Source organism: Janthinobacterium darwini, assembly GCF_051380905.1.
Taxonomy (GTDB): domain Bacteria; phylum Pseudomonadota; class Gammaproteobacteria; order Burkholderiales; family Burkholderiaceae_D; genus Janthinobacterium.
The window spans coordinates 620,677-634,758 of the sequence record NZ_JBNYXX010000002.1 but is presented as its reverse complement, the minus strand read 5'-3'; the positions used below and the strand labels follow the sequence as shown (position 1 = coordinate 634,758).

The window sequence follows — 14,082 nt, the reverse complement described above, 5'->3', positions numbered from 1 at the left end:
TTTTGACGTACTTTTGAAGCAAAACGCATGTATTCGCTTTCTGATTTCGATTTTAATTTGCCGCAAGAAAACATTGCGCAAACTCCGTTGGCCGAGCGCAGCGCCTCGCGCTTGTTGCATCTGGACGGCGAGACCCTGGTCGACCGCCAGTTCGCCGACATCGTAGGATTGCTGCAAGCGGGCGACCTGCTGGTGATGAACGATACGCGCGTGCTGAAGGCGCGCTTCTTTGGCGTCAAGGAAAGCGGCGGCAAGATCGAGGCACTGGTCGAGCGCGTGCTCGATGAGCGCACCGTGCTGGCCCAGGTGCGCGCGTCGAAGTCTCCGCCGCCCGGTTGCCGCATCCGCCTCGCCGACGCGTTTGACGTCACTGTCGGCCAGCGTGCCGGCGAATTCTTCACGCTGCACTTCGAGGCCGACGTGTTCGAGCTGATCGAGGCGCATGGCCGTTTGCCGCTGCCGCCCTACATCGAGCACGATGCGGACGAATTTGACGAGACGCGCTACCAGACCGTGTTCAACAAGGTGCCGGGCGCTGTCGCCGCGCCGACGGCCGGCCTGCATTTCGACCAGGCGCTGCTTGATCAACTGAAGGCCAAGGGCGTCAACTTTGCCTATGTGACCCTGCACGTGGGCGCGGGCACCTTCCAGCCCGTGCGCACGGAGGTGCTGGCCGAACACAAGATGCACACCGAGTGGTACACCATGCCGCAGGACACCGTCGACGCCGTGCGCGCTGCCCAACTTGCCGGGCGCGACGTGGTAGCCGTCGGCACGACCAGCTTGCGCGCGCTGGAATCGGCTTCGCAAAGCGGCCAGCTGGTGGCGGGCAGCGCCGATACGGCCCTGTTCATCACGCCCGGCTATGCCTTCAAGACGGTGACGCGCCTGATCACCAATTTCCATTTGCCGAAGTCGACCCTGCTGATGCTGGTGTCGGCCTTTGCCGGCTATGAGCCGATCCGCAGTGCTTACGCGCACGCGATCGCGCAGAACTACCGCTTCTTCAGTTATGGCGATGCGATGCTGCTCACTACGCAATCGCGCGCTCCGCTGAACCTTGATACTCCCGTGAAAGACTGACCATGCTGGAATTTAAACTACTCAAGACCGACACGAGCGGCCTGACCAAGGCACGCCGCGGCACCTTGAAACTCAACCATGGCGTCGTGCAGACGCCGATCTTCATGCCAGTGGGCACTTACGGCTCCGTGAAAGCCATGTCGCCGCTGGAACTCAACGAGATCGATGCACAAATTATTTTGGGCAATACTTTCCATTTGTGGTTGCGTCCAGGCAACACTGTCATGGAGAAATTCGGCGGCTTGCATGGTTTCATGGGCTGGAACAAGCCGATTCTGACCGATTCGGGCGGCTTCCAGGTGTTTTCGCTGGGCGTCATGCGCAAGATTACGGAAGAGGGCGTGCATTTCAATTCGCCCATCAACGGCGATAAACTGTTCCTGTCGCCGGAAGTGTCGATGCAGGTGCAGCGCGTGCTGAACTCCGACATCGTCATGCAGTTCGACGAATGCACGCCGTACGAAATCGCCGGCCGTCCGGCTACCATTGAGGAAGCGGCCAAGTCCATGCGCATGTCCTTGCGCTGGGCGCAGCGCTCGAAGGACGAGTTCCACCGCGGTGAAAACCCGAACGCGCTGTTCGGCATCGTGCAGGGCGGTATGTTCGAAATGCTGCGTGACGAGTCGCTGGCCAAGCTCGAAGAGATCGATTTCCCCGGCATCGCCATCGGCGGCCTGTCCGTCGGCGAGCCGAAGGAAGACATGATGCGCATGCTGGCCCACGTTGGCCCGCGCCTGCCGGCCAACAAGCCCCATTACCTGATGGGCGTCGGCACGCCGGAAGACCTGGTGGCCGGTGTGTCGAACGGCATCGACATGTTCGATTGCGTCATGCCGACGCGTAACGCCCGCAATGGCTGGCTGTTTACCCGTTTCGGCGACATCAAGATCAAGAACGCCAAGTACAAGGAAGACCAGGCGCCGCTAGACGAGACCTGCAGCTGCTATGCCTGCCGCAACTTTTCGCGCGCCTACCTGCACCATTTGCACCGTTCCAAGGAGATCCTCGGCGCGCGCTTGAATACTATCCACAACCTGCACTACTACCTGGACTTGATGCGCCAGATGCGTGAAGCGCTGGACGAAGACCGTTTCCATGCGTTCACCCTGCAATTCCATGCGGAACGCGCACGGGGAACTTAAGAAATGCTTAGGTTCATGGGCCGCGAGGTCCTGAGCTGATGTTTTCGAGATTGGTGCTTGGACTGGGGCGATAAAGCATTGCATAATGCTTTTTTAGCCCCATTTGAAGTTGCCATGCCTGCAATTCGGGGGATGGCCTTTTGCCAATGCTAGAATACAGCGCTGTTTTTTCAAACTGATTAGAACTGGAGTCACCGTGTTTTTCATTTCCAACGCTTATGCGCAAGCCCCTGCCGATGCCCTGGGTTTCGGCGGCAACCTGACCAGCTTCCTGCCGCTGGTATTGATGTTCGTGGTCATGTATTTCCTGATGATCCGCCCACAGCAAAAACGCGCCAAAGAACAACGGGCGATGATGGACGCGCTGGCCAAGGGTGACGAAGTCGTCACCGCCGGCGGCATGCTGGGCCGTGTTGTCAAGGTAGTGGACGCTTACGTCACCATCGAAGTGGCGACCGGCACCGAAGTCACGGTGCAAAAGAGCTCCATCACCACCCTGTTGCCTAAAGGCACCCTGAAGGCGCTGTAATTCCTCGCTGTCATTGCACCTGCAATGATGACCGGGGCGGCTACCCGCCGCCCCTCGCGACGCCTCCGACGCTCAACACTGAACGCTGAATCACTATGAATCGCTATCCTGCCTGGAAATACATCCTCATCGTCGTCGCCTTATTGCTGGGCGCACTCTATACGGCGCCCAATTATTTCGGTGAGTCACCGGCGCTGCAAGTAACCAGCGGCAAGTCGACTGTCAAAGTGACGGGCGAGCTGATGACGCAAGTCGAGCAAATATTGACGAAAGAGAACGTCAAGTCGGAAGGTGTCACCATGGATGGCGCTGGCAATCTCGCTTCCGTGCGCGTGCGTTTTGCCGATCCCGATACCCAGTTCAAGGCAAAACTGGCGCTGGAAAAGGACTTGAACCCCGATTCCACCGACCCCGCCTACATCGTGACGGTCAACCTGCAAGCCAATACGCCGATGTGGATGCAAAAATTGCATGCCTTGCCCATGTACCTGGGCCTGGATTTGCGCGGTGGCGTGCACTTCCTGATGCAGGTCGATGCGAAAGCCGTACTGAACAAGAAAATCCAGGGCGTACAGTCCGCCGCGCGTAGCGTGCTGCGCGACAAGAATATCCGCCACGCCGGCATTGAGCGCGTGGGTGACAGCGTGCAAATCAACTTCCGCGACGCGGAAACGCGCCTGAAGGCCAAGAATGTGTTGTCCGACCAGATGACGGAACTGGCGTTCGCCGATGCGGGCGAAGGCAGCGACCTGAAACTGAATATCACCCTGAAACCGGCCGCCCTGAAGGCGACCATCGACGAAGGCGTGAAACAGAATATCTCCACCCTGTCCAAGCGCGTCAACGAGCTGGGCGTGGCTGAGCCGTTGATCCAGCAGCAAGGTCCTGACCGCATCGTGGTGCAACTGCCTGGCGTGCAGGATGTGGCCCGCGCGAAAGCCATCATCGGCCGCACGGCCACCCTGGAAGTGCGCCTGGTCGATGAAACCATCGTGCCTGGCACGGAACTGTCGAGCGCCATCCCGTTCAACTCGGAATTGTTTACGGTTGGCAAGGGCGTACCTGTCGTGCTGTCGAAAGACGTGATCCTGACGGGCGACTACATTTCCAGCGCCACGGCCAGCTTCGACCAGAACCAGCAAGCGGCCGTGTCGATCGACCTGAACGGCGACGGCGGGCGCAAGATGCGCGAAGCGACGCGCGAACGCGTGGGCAAGCGCATGGCCATCGTGCTGTTTGAAAAGGGCAAGCCGGAAGTGCTGTCGGTCGCGACCATCCAGCAGGAACTCGGTTCGCGCTTCCAGATCACGGGCATGGGCGGCGCGGAAAATGCCACCGAACTGGCGCTGCTGCTGCGCTCGGGCGCCTTGTCCGCACCGATGACCGTCATCGAGGAACGCACGATTGGACCGCAACTGGGCGCGGAAAACATCGCCAAGGGCTTCCATTCGACCCTGTATGGCTTCATCGCCATCGCCATCTTCATGATCGCCTACTACATGCTGTTCGGCGCCTTCAGCGTGCTGGCTCTGGCCGCCAACTTGCTGTTGCTGATCGCCTTGCTGTCGATGATACAGGTGACGCTGACCTTGCCAGGTATCGCCGCTATCGCGCTGGCACTGGGCATGGCGATTGACGCCAACGTGCTGATCAATGAACGTATCCGCGAAGAGCTGCGCGCCGGCAATACGCCGCAAGCGGCGATCGCCGCCGGCTTCGACCGCGCCTGGGCTACGATTCTCGACTCGAACGTGACCACCCTGATCGTCGGCCTGGCGCTGCTGGCCTTCGGCAGCGGCCCGGTGCGCGGCTTCGCCGTCGTGCATTGCCTGGGCATCCTGACCTCGATGTTCTCCTCCGTCTTCGTCTCGCGCGGCGTGGTCAACCTCTGGTATGGCCGCAAGAAAAAGCTGACGACCTTGTCGATCGGCACGGTGTGGGTGCCGGGCACCAGCAAATAAGCGGCGGTCCAGCCTTAGCCAATAGCGACAACAGCGATAGCATCCGGCGGCCCAGCCGCCGGACGCACAGAATAGAACTCAGAGGATTTCATGGAATTTTTCCGGATCAAAAAAGATATTCCCTTCATGCGCCATGCGTTGATTTTCAACGTGATTTCGGCCGTGACCTTCCTTGCCGCCGTCTTCTTCCTGTTCCACAAGGGCTTGCACCTGTCCGTGGAATTCAAGGGCGGCACCCTGATGGAGGTGAAATACCCCAAGGCGGCCAATCTCGAAGGCATACGCGGCAGCCTCATCGCCATGGGCTATGAAGAGCCAGGCGTGACCAGCTTCGATACGGCGCGCGACGTGATGATCCGCCTGCCGGTGGAAAAAGGCGTCAGCGCCGCCAACACGTCGCAGCGCGTGTTTGACGCGCTGTGCAAGGCCGAGCAAGGCACGACCAAGGCAATCGACACTGTCACTGCAAAGGGCGAGCATGTGCTCAAGAGCGCGTGCATGGACGCTGCCGGTAATGAAGCGCTGGTGCTGCAGAAAGTCGAATTCGTCGGACCGCAAGTAGGCGACGAACTGACGCAGAACGGCTTGAACGCGCTGGTGATGGTGATTCTGGGCGTAATGGCTTACCTGGCCGTGCGCTTCGAGTGGAAATACGCCGTCTCGGCCATTATCGCCAACTTGCATGACGTGGTGATCATCCTGGGCTTCTTCGCCTTCTTCCAGTGGGAATTCTCGCTGACGGTACTGGCCGCGATCCTGGCGGTGCTGGGCTACTCGGTCAACGAATCGGTGGTGATCTTTGACCGTATCCGTGAAAACTTCCGCAAGCAGCGCAAGGCTTCCGTGCATGAAGTGATCGACAGCGCGATCACCAGCACCATTTCGCGTACCATCATCACCCACGGTTCCACCCAGATGATGGTGCTGTCGATGCTGGTCTTCGGCGGCCAGACCCTGCACCATTTCGCACTGGCGCTGACCATCGGTATCTGCTTCGGTATTTACTCGTCCGTATTCGTCGCGGCCTCGATCGCCATGTGGCTGGGCGTCAAGCGCGAAGACTTGATCAAGCCGGTCAAGGAAAAAGACGAAACCGACGGCGCCGTGGTGTAAGCACAGCTTTCTGCATGTTGAATGGAAGAACGATCACCCTTGCGGTGGTCGTTTTTTTTTGTGACGGATGACGATGAAGCGTTTTATCTTGATGGGCATCATGACGGGTATCAGTATGCTGGCCAGTGCCGCAGAACTGAGCCGTGTGGCCAGCGATACCATCGCCCTGGGCGGCGCCATCGCCGAGGGCGACGTGGACAAGCTGAGGCAACTGGCCACGCCAGGGACAACCATGCTGCGCATCAATAGCCATGGCGGTGACCCGCAGGCCGCCATGCTGCTGGGGCGCTACCTGCGCCAGCGGCAATGGAGTCTCGCCATCGACACCGTGTGCGCCGGCAGCTGCACCCTGTACGTTTTCCCGGCCGCGCAGCGCAAAAGCATTCCCGGCACCGCCGTGCTGGCGCTGCAGGACACGGCCTTCCTGCGCGCGCAGGAAGGCCAGCAGCACATGCGCCGCAGCCTGAGCGAGGCGGGCGTGCCGGCCGATGAGCTGGACCGTGAAACAGCGGCGCTGGCCGCGCAACGGGCGCAGGTGGCGGCGCTGGAAGCAGCCTTTGCGGCGGAGCTGGGCATAGCTCCGGCCTTTTACCGAGATTTCCGGCAGGTGGCGGCGCAGGCCGATAGCGTGCGCCAGCGCTTTCCCGACCAGGATGCTGCCATCTATTGGTGGCCCGCCGCAGGCCGCTTGCAGCGCTGTTACGGCATCGCGGGAGTGCAAGAGGGGCCGCGCGCGGCGCGCCTGGCGCCCGACGGCTATCTGTACGTGCCAGCCCTGTCAGCCCTGGTCATGGGCGACCAGGCATTGCAGGACTGTCCATGAGCCGCAGTGGCCGTTTGTTCCTGCTGATGGACGCCATGCGCGCCAGGCGCGTGCCCGTCACGGCGGCCCAGCTGGCGCAGCAGCTGGGGGTCTCCGAGCGCACGATTTACCGCGATATCCAGACGCTGGCCGAACTGGGCGCTCCCCTGCAGGGCGAGGCGGGCATCGGCTATGTGCTGCGCCGTGGCGCCTTCTTGCCGCCGCTGATGTTCGGCGCCGATGAACTGGAGGCGCTGGTGCTGGGCGCGCGATGGGTGCGCCGCCAGGGCGATGCGGGCCTGGCGCAGGCGGCCAGCAATGCCCTGGCGAAGATCGCGGCCGCTTCGCCGCGCGACTTGCGCGACAGCATGGCCGACACCAGCCTGTGGGTGCCGCTGGGGCGTCCCGCCGATGGCGCGCAGCCGGCCGACCTTTACGTGCAGCCGGTGCGCGAGGCCATCCGTTATGAACAGAAGCTTACCCTGGCTTACCAGGATGAGCATGGCAGCGCCAGTTCGCGCACGGTATGGCCCTTTGCCCTGGCCTTTTTTGAAGGCAAGCGCCTGCTGGCGGCCTGGTGCGAGCTGCGCGGCGATTACCGGCATTTCCGCATCGACCGCATCGCCAGCGTGCAGCGGCACGAGGAGCGCTATCCCACGCGCCGCCACGCCTTGCTCGACACCTGGCGCAAGGCGCACGATATTGATCCGGAAAGCTAGCGACCCGGAGACCTAGGCCATGCTCCTGACAAAAACTGTCAGTGACTGGTTCTACGATGGTGGCTTCTTCACACACCGGAGTACTCCATCATGCGTCTGTACCACCACCCCATGTCCTCGAATGCCCGCCGCGCCCGGATGACGGCGATCCACCTCGGCCTGCCTCTGGAACTGGCCGAAGTCGACCTGATGAATGCGGACGACCGCCGCCGCCTGGCCGAACTGAACCTGAACGGCAAAGTGCCCGTGCTGGCCGATGGCGCTTTCCTGCTGTGGGAATCGTGCGCCATCATGCAATACCTGGCCGAGCAGGTACCGGGCCAGACGATTTACCCGCAGGCGCCGCAGGCCCGCGCCGACGTCAATCGCTGGCTGTTCTGGGCCACGCAGCATTTCGCTCCCGCCATCAGCGTCCTGTCCTGGGAGCGCGCGTGGAAAGGTATGACGGGCAATGGTCCGGCGGACCCGCGGGAAGAGGCGCGCGGCGAGCGCGAACTGCATGAGTGCGCCGTGGTGCTGGACGCGCATCTGGCTCAGCGCAGCTGGCTCAGCGGAGACGATGTGACCCTGGCCGATTTTGGCGTGGCCGCGCCGTTGATGTACAGCGAGGCCGTACGGCTGCCGCTGGCGCAGTACCAGCATATCCAGGCGTGGTTCGCCCGCGTGCGCCAGTTGCGTGCCTGGCAGGAAACGGACGTGGAGCTGTTGCCGGGATAATGTGCGCGCTAAGTGTGCCAGCGCACGGAGCCGGCGCGACGCACCGCATAAGATAGGGTTGTCTCTTTCAGGACATCCCTAGCTTTGGACTTTACCCGCTTTCGAGCGGGTTTTTTTTTCCGCTTTCGAGCGGTTTTTTGTCCGGCGCTTGAAAAGTGCCTTGATAAGTTGATAATCGCTGCACATATGGGGCGCATCCCACTTTCAGCAGGTACGCCATGTTCATGCCACGTCATCCGAAGCCACTATGGAGTACCCGGGCTGTCGCCACGCAAGTCGTCCAGCAGAAGCAGGGAAAGAAGGCCATGGACAAGCATGTGCTGATCGTCGACGTGCCGCAGCCGGCGCCAGGCGTGCCGATCATGCCGCCGGTGCCGGTAAAACAGGATTAGTGCACGAGCACCTTCAGCAACGACTGTACTTCATCGTTCGATTCTTCCATGATGCTCGACAGGGTCGCATCGCCGATCACGCAATCGATGCTGCCAGCGGCGCGGGCGGCCCGCACAGCGATGGCGGCCGGGCTTTCGTTGAGGGGCGACGAGACGGGCGCCAGGTCATTCGCCAGCAGCAGGGTATCGCCCAGCGATTCGGGCGGGATGGCGCGCAAGCCTTCCCACAGCGCATCGATGGCGCCCATTACCGCTTCCGGCACCTTCAGTTTGGTCAGGACGCCATGGCCGATGGCTTGTTCGCCATGTTCGACCCAGTCCTCCGGCTCGCCGTCGAGGATGCCGGGGAATTCGGCCGCGCGCGACAGCAGATAAAAGCCGCCCACCTCATGCATGATGCCGGCAAACAGGGCCGTATCGGGGTCCACCCTGGTGACGCGGCGCGCCAGTACCTGCGACAGGGCAGCTACGTGGGCAGTATGTTCCCACAACTGGTTGGCCTTCGCCTGCAGCACGGGATCGGTGATGGTGCTGCCTAGCTGGCGCACGATCAGCGATGCCACCACCGATTGCAGGGTACGCACGCCAAGCCGTTGCACGGCGTTGCGCACACTGGTGATTTCGTTGCCGGAGCGGTTGAACGCCACCGAATTGGCGATGGCCACCGTGCGCGCTGCCAGCAGCGGGTCGGCTTGCACCAGCTTGGCAGCGGCCTCGATATGGCAGTCGGGATCGCTCAGTGCCTCTTGCAGCTTGAGCGAAGCGGCCACGTTGGCAGGAAAGGTCAGCTCGCCACGAGCGGCTTGTGCGGCGATGCTTTTAAAGGCGTCGAGTCTGTTCATTGAAAAAATTATACTCGCAATATTTCCGTGCGGAACTTTTTAACCATGATCTTTTCGCAAACAAGCAAGTAAAAGACAAGCAAAGCCCCGTAAACGGGAAAAGGCATGCGGCTGGATCAGCGGCATGCCTTTTCAATGGCAGCGATGCTTAAAGTGCTGAACAGGACCATCGCCAGCGCATGGGATTTGTGGCCAGGAAGCGCAACCGCAAGCTGGTACGGTGAGCATCGCAGGCCGCAAAGCGCAACGCGCAGCAGGTCTTGTTAAGCCTTACTACAGAGTTTCGCTGAAGATCGCATCGCAGCCTTCGACCAGCTCTTCGCTGTCTTCCAGCTCATCCGTCAATCCCAGATCGAACAATTCCTCGACGGCATTCATGAAGCTGTTGTGCTTGGTGGCGCCGATCAGGCGGTAGATTTCGCCGTCTTCGTTGCGCACGCCGATGATCAGTTTTTCCTGGCGTACCAGTTCCGGCGTGCTGGCGTTGAGCAGCAGGTTGCCGATGATGTGTTTATCGAAATGAGCAGGCTTTTTGCCGTCGAGCAGTGTGGTTTTCAACTTGGTTTCCTTTGTCTTGTTTGAATGTCTGTGCTTGGTGAATTGTCAACTGTGGCCGTTGGCGATGGCGTGTTTCAAGCCCGACAGGGTGGTTTCCAGGCGCATGAAATCGTCTTCGGTATAGCCGTCAAACAGGCGTTGGCCCTGCTTTGTCAGCTTGGGGAACACGTCATGGAACACTTGTTCGCCTTCGCAGCTCAAGCGCACGAAGTAGGAGCGCTTGTCTTTCGTGCAACGTTCGCGGACCACCAGCCCCTTTTGCTCCAGCCGGTCTACCACGCCCGTCAAGGTGCCCTTGGTAATCAGGGTTTTCTGGCCCAGTTCCTTGTAGGACATGCCGCAGGTGTTGCCGAGCGTGGCAATGATGTCGAATTGCGCATGCGTCAAGCCGTACTGGCGCACGAAGTCGCTAGAAAACCGCTCGAAGCCTTGCATGCATTCGGCCAGCAGCCGGATACTTTTTAAATATCGTTCACCCATGGGGGGGATTATATCCTTCCGCTCCGCTTTTTTCCGCCGCACCGGGATGCGCCCTTGCATGAGGGGCTGGATGGGGCGGAAGTCCGGTATCATGTGGGCAACTCAGCCCTTGCCCCTGGTCCGCCTCGCCGATGTCCTTCGCTAATCTTTCCCGTATCGGCCTCGACAAGCCGCTGCGCCTGTTGCTGGTCCATGCCGGCGATGCCGAATCGATCACCTGGGCCGGCCTGGTGCAGCCGCTGCGCCTGTGTGCGCGGGCGCTGGGGCCCGGTGCATTGCAACTGGACGTGCGCACGCCGGAGCAGGTGGCCGCGCAGGGCGGAAACTGGCATATTGCGTTGCTGGTGGCCGATGAAACGGAAGCGCCGCTGCGTGCCGAGTTGTGCCGGGCGGTGATCGAACGCTGCCGTTCGGCACCATTCTGGGGCGGCGTGGGCGCGGCCGTGCTGTGGCTGGCTGACGCGGGTGTCATGGATGGCGTGCGTATCGCCTTGCCTTGGGCCCTGTACGCCGATGCGGAAGCGAAGGCAGAGCGGGCCATCCTGACGCCGCACCTGTTCGACATCGACGGCCCCCACATCACCTGTTGCGGCGGCGCAGCCAGCATCGACTTTTCGCTGACCCTGATCGAGACCGTGTTTGGCGCCGACGTGCAGGCGCTCGTCAAGGAAGCGTTGTGCGTGGACAAGGTGCGCGGCAAGGAAGAGCGCCAGCGCGTGGCTTTGCAGGCGCGTTTCGGCGTGCTGCAGCCGAAATTGTCCGAAGCCGTCACCTTGATGGAAGCCAATATCGAGGAGCCGCTGTCGACCGACGACATCGCCAGCCTGGTGGGCCTGTCGCGGCGCCAGCTGGAACGGCTGTTCAAGCAATACCTGGGCAGCCTGCCATCGCGCTATTACCTGGAGCTGCGCCTGCAGCGCTCCAGGCAACTGTTGCTCGATACGCATTATTCCATCGTGCAAGTCGGTTTGATGTGCGGCTTTTCTTCCGGCTCGCACTTTTCCACGGCGTTTGGCACCCTGTTTGGCAATACCCCCCGCGAAGAGCGACAGCGCAAGCTGATGCCGCCGGTCTAACGTCTGGTGAAATCTGCTGCGCGCCGCGATTTGCGGCCGCCGATGCTCACTGCCTCGGCGGCCCCGTGCTTCGCACAGCTCCGCTTCTCAGCCACAACTCACTGCCGCTCGCTACGATTTCGCCAGGCGTTATGTATTTCGCACTATCGTACGATAAGCACAGCTGTGATGAATTGTGAAAATCCTTGTCGCAGATTCAAAAGAGTTTTAGCATCCCGCTTTTTATAATGCAGTACACACGTAGCTGTCGTAGCTGCGGAGTACCTAACATATTGATGGGGAAATGCTATGAATGCCAAGCTTGATTCGACCGTAACGGCTCGTCCAGTCACCCGGGAAACCTTTGACCAGGTCCTCGTTCCTACCTACGCCCCTGCCGCCATGGTGCCCGTGCGCGGTTCCGGACTGGATCTGTGGGACCAGTCAGGCAAGCATTACCTCGATTTCACCTCCGGCATCGCCGTCAACAGCCTGGGTCACTGCCATCCGGCCCTGGTTGACGTGCTGACCAAGCAAATCAACAATTTGTGGCATTTGGGCAACGGCTACACCAACGAACCTGTCCTGCGTCTGGCGCTGGCCCTGACGGAAGCGACCTTCGCCGACCGCGCCTTCTTCTGCAACTCTGGCGCGGAAGCCAACGAAGCGGCCCTGAAACTGGCGCGCAAATACGCCCACACCAAGTTTGGCGCGCACAAGTCGCGCATCATCTCGTGCTTCAGCTCTTTCCACGGCCGCACCCTGTTTACCGTCTCCGTCGGCGGCCAGGCCAAGTACACGGAAGGCTTCGAGCCGCTGCCACCATCGATCGACCACATCGCCTACAACGATATCGAAGCGGCACGCGCCGCCATCGGCGATGACGTGTGCGCCGTGATCGTCGAGCCGGTACAAGGCGAAGGCGGCGTGGTGCCGGGCAATCCGGAGTTCCTCAAGGAGCTGCGCGCCCTGTGCGACAAGACCGGCGCCCTGCTGATTTTCGACGAAGTCCAGTGCGGCATGGGCCGCACTGGCGCGTTGTTTGCCTACATGGGCTACGGCGTCACGCCGGATATCCTGACGGCCGCCAAGGCGCTGGGCAATGGCTACCCGATCGGCGCCATGCTGACGACCAATGAACTGGCGCAAACCCTGGCCGTCGGCACCCACGGCACCACCTACGGCGGCAATCCGCTGGCCGCCACCGTGGCCCTAACCGTGCTCGAAACGATCAACACGCCAGCTTTCCTGGCGCGCGTCAAGGAAGCGAGCGTCAACACCATCGCCATGCTGCAAGGCTTGATCACGGATTACCCGCAAGTGTTCTCCGTGGTGCGCGGCAGCGGTTTGCTGCTGGGCCTGGTAGTCAGCGATGCCTTCAAGGGCCGCGCGAAAGACATCCAGAAAGCGGCCGAAGCGCAAGGCTTGATGGTGCTGATCGCCGGCATGGACGTGGTGCGCCTGGCGCCTGCCCTGATCGTCTCGGACGAGCAGATCGCCGAAGCGGGCCGTTTGCTGCGCGTGGCCATCGACGGCCTGCTGAAAGCCTGAGGCTAGTCTTACCCCCGTACTATCACCGGCCCGCCGCTTTGCTGCGGGCCGGCTTGGTTCTACCCCAGCATCGTCAGCATTGAAGGAGTACCCATGTATGTTGTCCGTCCGGTAGAAATTGCGGATATTGCAGCCCTCGAAGCGCTGGCCGCGGTAACCATGCCGGGTGTCCATACCCTGCCGAAGACGCGCGAAAAAATCGCCGCCTCCGTCGAGCGCTCCATCGCCTCGTTTGCCGCCCATGTCGACATCCCCAGCGAAGAGTCGTATCTCTTCGTGCTTGAATCCCTGCTCGACAAGAGCATTGCCGGCACGGCCGCCATCTTCGCCTCGGCTGGCTCGAACGGCACCTATTTTTCCTTTCGAAACGACGTCATCCAGCAAGTCTCGCGTGACCTGAACATCAGCCATAGCGTGCATGCGCTGACCCTGTGTTCGGAGTTGACGGCGTATTCGCAGCTGTCCGGCTTCTACGTGCGCAATATGGAGCAAGCGGGCCTGGAAGCGGCCCTGCTGTCGCGCGCGCGGCTGTTGTTCGCCGTGCTGGCACCGCACCGCTTTGGCGACCGCTTCTTCGTGCCGCTGGCCGGCATCACGGACGCCAACGGCCAGTCGCCATTCTGGGATGCGCTGGGCCGCAAGTTCTTCCAGATGGATTTCCTCGATGCCGAAAAAGTCATCGGCGGCGCCCGCAACCGCACCCTGATCGTCGAACTGATGCCGCACTACCCCGTGTACGTGCCGCTGCTGCCCGGCGACGCGCAGGCGGCCATGGGCCAGATCCACCCGAGCGGGGAACTGGCGTTCAATTTGCTGACGGAAGAAGGCTTTGAAGCCGACGATTACATCGACATCTTCGATGGCGGTCCGATCCTGCAGGCGCACAAGCATGCGCTGCGCTCGTTTACGGGCTCGCTCACGCGCCGCGTCGTCGCAGGCGTCACGCCCAGCCGCACGGGCCTGAAAGTGCATTACGCGGTCGCGTCGGGCGCGGAGCGCAACTTCCGCGCCGTCACCTTTACCTGCGATGCGCTCGAAGCGCAGGACACCGTCGGCTTGCCGCCCGAGCTGCTTGAAGCGCTGGCCGTGGCCGAAGGCGACAGCGTCATTTGCGTGCGCATCTAACCGAGAGAACATT

Annotated in this window: 15 protein-coding genes; 12 read left to right on the top strand and 3 right to left on the bottom strand. The window is 61.4% G+C overall.

All coding sequences use genetic code 11. From position 1 onward, the window contains the following. The first annotated feature begins 27 nt into the window (after nucleotides 1-27). From queA to ACQ4WZ_RS18305, 9 genes are all read left to right on the top strand, one after another. Nucleotides 28-1,083: a tRNA preQ1(34) S-adenosylmethionine ribosyltransferase-isomerase QueA gene (gene queA, locus ACQ4WZ_RS18345; protein ID WP_436574162.1), complete on the top strand. Its 1,056-nt coding sequence runs from the start codon at nucleotides 28-30 to the stop codon at nucleotides 1,081-1,083. Nucleotides 1,084-1,085: 2 nt separating this feature from the next. Next, nucleotides 1,086-2,225 carry a tRNA guanosine(34) transglycosylase Tgt gene (gene tgt / locus ACQ4WZ_RS18340; RefSeq protein WP_436574161.1) on the top strand — a complete coding sequence of 380 codons (1,140 nt, stop codon included), beginning with the start codon at nucleotides 1,086-1,088 and terminating at the stop codon, nucleotides 2,223-2,225. Between the two features lie 196 nt (nucleotides 2,226-2,421). Then, the gene (yajC, locus tag ACQ4WZ_RS18335; RefSeq protein ID WP_101483079.1) at nucleotides 2,422-2,754 is read left to right on the top strand and encodes a preprotein translocase subunit YajC; all 333 of its coding nucleotides are present in this window, start codon (nucleotides 2,422-2,424) and stop codon (nucleotides 2,752-2,754) included. 95 nt (nucleotides 2,755-2,849) lie between these two features. Continuing rightward, on the top strand, nucleotides 2,850-4,715 hold the full coding sequence (gene secD / locus ACQ4WZ_RS18330) for a protein translocase subunit SecD (RefSeq protein ID WP_436574160.1): 1,866 nt from the start codon (nucleotides 2,850-2,852) through the stop codon (nucleotides 4,713-4,715). Nucleotides 4,716-4,805: 90 nt separating this feature from the next. Then, nucleotides 4,806-5,828, top strand: a complete 1,023-nt coding sequence (gene secF / locus ACQ4WZ_RS18325; RefSeq protein WP_133989132.1) for a protein translocase subunit SecF — start codon at nucleotides 4,806-4,808, stop codon at nucleotides 5,826-5,828. A gap of 73 nt (nucleotides 5,829-5,901) precedes the next feature. Further along, entirely contained in the window at nucleotides 5,902-6,651 is a 750-nt protein-coding gene (locus ACQ4WZ_RS18320) for a hypothetical protein (RefSeq protein ID WP_436574159.1), read from the top strand. Continuing rightward, complete coding sequence (locus ACQ4WZ_RS18315) at nucleotides 6,648-7,349, top strand: helix-turn-helix transcriptional regulator (RefSeq protein ID WP_166674676.1); 702 nt, start codon at nucleotides 6,648-6,650, stop codon at nucleotides 7,347-7,349. Before ACQ4WZ_RS18320 ends, ACQ4WZ_RS18315 begins: the two co-directional genes overlap by 4 nt. Before the next feature lie 90 nt (nucleotides 7,350-7,439). Then, nucleotides 7,440-8,066, top strand: coding sequence for a glutathione S-transferase family protein (locus ACQ4WZ_RS18310; protein WP_436574158.1), 627 nt, complete (start codon nucleotides 7,440-7,442; stop codon nucleotides 8,064-8,066). A gap of 218 nt (nucleotides 8,067-8,284) precedes the next feature. Further along, a complete protein-coding gene (locus ACQ4WZ_RS18305) occupies nucleotides 8,285-8,458 on the top strand; it encodes a hypothetical protein (RefSeq protein ID WP_436574157.1) in 174 nt (57 codons plus the stop codon). Here ACQ4WZ_RS18305 and ACQ4WZ_RS18300 read toward each other — a convergent pair. The 3 genes from ACQ4WZ_RS18300 to ACQ4WZ_RS18290 form a co-directional block, all read right to left on the bottom strand. Further along, nucleotides 8,455-9,300 carry an HDOD domain-containing protein gene (locus ACQ4WZ_RS18300; RefSeq protein WP_101483073.1) on the bottom strand — a complete coding sequence of 282 codons (846 nt, stop codon included), beginning with the start codon at nucleotides 9,298-9,300 and terminating at the stop codon, nucleotides 8,455-8,457. The two genes, ACQ4WZ_RS18305 and ACQ4WZ_RS18300, sit on opposite strands and share 4 nt — an antisense overlap. A gap of 273 nt (nucleotides 9,301-9,573) precedes the next feature. Then, the gene (locus ACQ4WZ_RS18295; protein ID WP_436574156.1) at nucleotides 9,574-9,858 is read right to left on the bottom strand and encodes a hypothetical protein; all 285 of its coding nucleotides are present in this window, start codon (nucleotides 9,856-9,858) and stop codon (nucleotides 9,574-9,576) included. A gap of 45 nt (nucleotides 9,859-9,903) precedes the next feature. Beyond that, complete coding sequence (locus ACQ4WZ_RS18290; protein WP_243857914.1) at nucleotides 9,904-10,338, bottom strand: MarR family winged helix-turn-helix transcriptional regulator; 435 nt, start codon at nucleotides 10,336-10,338, stop codon at nucleotides 9,904-9,906. Between the two features lie 131 nt (nucleotides 10,339-10,469). On the opposite strand from ACQ4WZ_RS18290, the gene ACQ4WZ_RS18285 reads away from it, so the two are divergent. The 3 genes from ACQ4WZ_RS18285 (at nucleotide 10,470) to ACQ4WZ_RS18275 (ending at nucleotide 14,069) form a co-directional block, all read left to right on the top strand. Continuing rightward, entirely contained in the window at nucleotides 10,470-11,414 is a 945-nt protein-coding gene (locus tag ACQ4WZ_RS18285) for a GlxA family transcriptional regulator (protein ID WP_101483071.1), read from the top strand. A gap of 288 nt (nucleotides 11,415-11,702) precedes the next feature. Next, nucleotides 11,703-12,944 carry an acetylornithine/succinylornithine family transaminase gene (gene astC, locus ACQ4WZ_RS18280; protein ID WP_101483070.1) on the top strand — a complete coding sequence of 414 codons (1,242 nt, stop codon included), beginning with the start codon at nucleotides 11,703-11,705 and terminating at the stop codon, nucleotides 12,942-12,944. A gap of 93 nt (nucleotides 12,945-13,037) precedes the next feature. Beyond that, a complete protein-coding gene (locus ACQ4WZ_RS18275) occupies nucleotides 13,038-14,069 on the top strand; it encodes an arginine N-succinyltransferase (protein WP_099376231.1) in 1,032 nt (343 codons plus the stop codon). Nucleotides 14,070-14,082 lie beyond the last annotated feature (13 nt).

Bases quoted from the DNA above. Each gene is read 5' to 3' on its own strand.
- secF (WP_133989132.1), top strand. From the start codon at position 4,806: ATGGAATTTTTCCGGATCAAAAAAGATATTCCCTTCATGCGCCATGCG.
- queA (WP_436574162.1), top strand. From the start codon at position 28: ATGTATTCGCTTTCTGATTTCGATTTTAATTTGCCGCAAGAAAACATT.
- ACQ4WZ_RS18290 (WP_243857914.1), bottom strand. From the start codon at position 10,338: ATGGGTGAACGATATTTAAAAAGTATCCGGCTGCTGGCCGAATGCATG.
- ACQ4WZ_RS18310 (WP_436574158.1), top strand. From the start codon at position 7,440: ATGCGTCTGTACCACCACCCCATGTCCTCGAATGCCCGCCGCGCCCGG.
- ACQ4WZ_RS18320 (WP_436574159.1), top strand. From the start codon at position 5,902: ATGAAGCGTTTTATCTTGATGGGCATCATGACGGGTATCAGTATGCTG.
- astC (WP_101483070.1), top strand. From the start codon at position 11,703: ATGAATGCCAAGCTTGATTCGACCGTAACGGCTCGTCCAGTCACCCGG.
- ACQ4WZ_RS18285 (WP_101483071.1), top strand. From the start codon at position 10,470: ATGTCCTTCGCTAATCTTTCCCGTATCGGCCTCGACAAGCCGCTGCGC.
- secD (WP_436574160.1), top strand. From the start codon at position 2,850: ATGAATCGCTATCCTGCCTGGAAATACATCCTCATCGTCGTCGCCTTA.
- ACQ4WZ_RS18305 (WP_436574157.1), top strand. From the start codon at position 8,285: ATGTTCATGCCACGTCATCCGAAGCCACTATGGAGTACCCGGGCTGTC.
- ACQ4WZ_RS18275 (WP_099376231.1), top strand. From the start codon at position 13,038: ATGTATGTTGTCCGTCCGGTAGAAATTGCGGATATTGCAGCCCTCGAA.
- tgt (WP_436574161.1), top strand. From the start codon at position 1,086: ATGCTGGAATTTAAACTACTCAAGACCGACACGAGCGGCCTGACCAAG.
- ACQ4WZ_RS18315 (WP_166674676.1), top strand. From the start codon at position 6,648: ATGAGCCGCAGTGGCCGTTTGTTCCTGCTGATGGACGCCATGCGCGCC.
- ACQ4WZ_RS18300 (WP_101483073.1), bottom strand. From the start codon at position 9,300: ATGAACAGACTCGACGCCTTTAAAAGCATCGCCGCACAAGCCGCTCGT.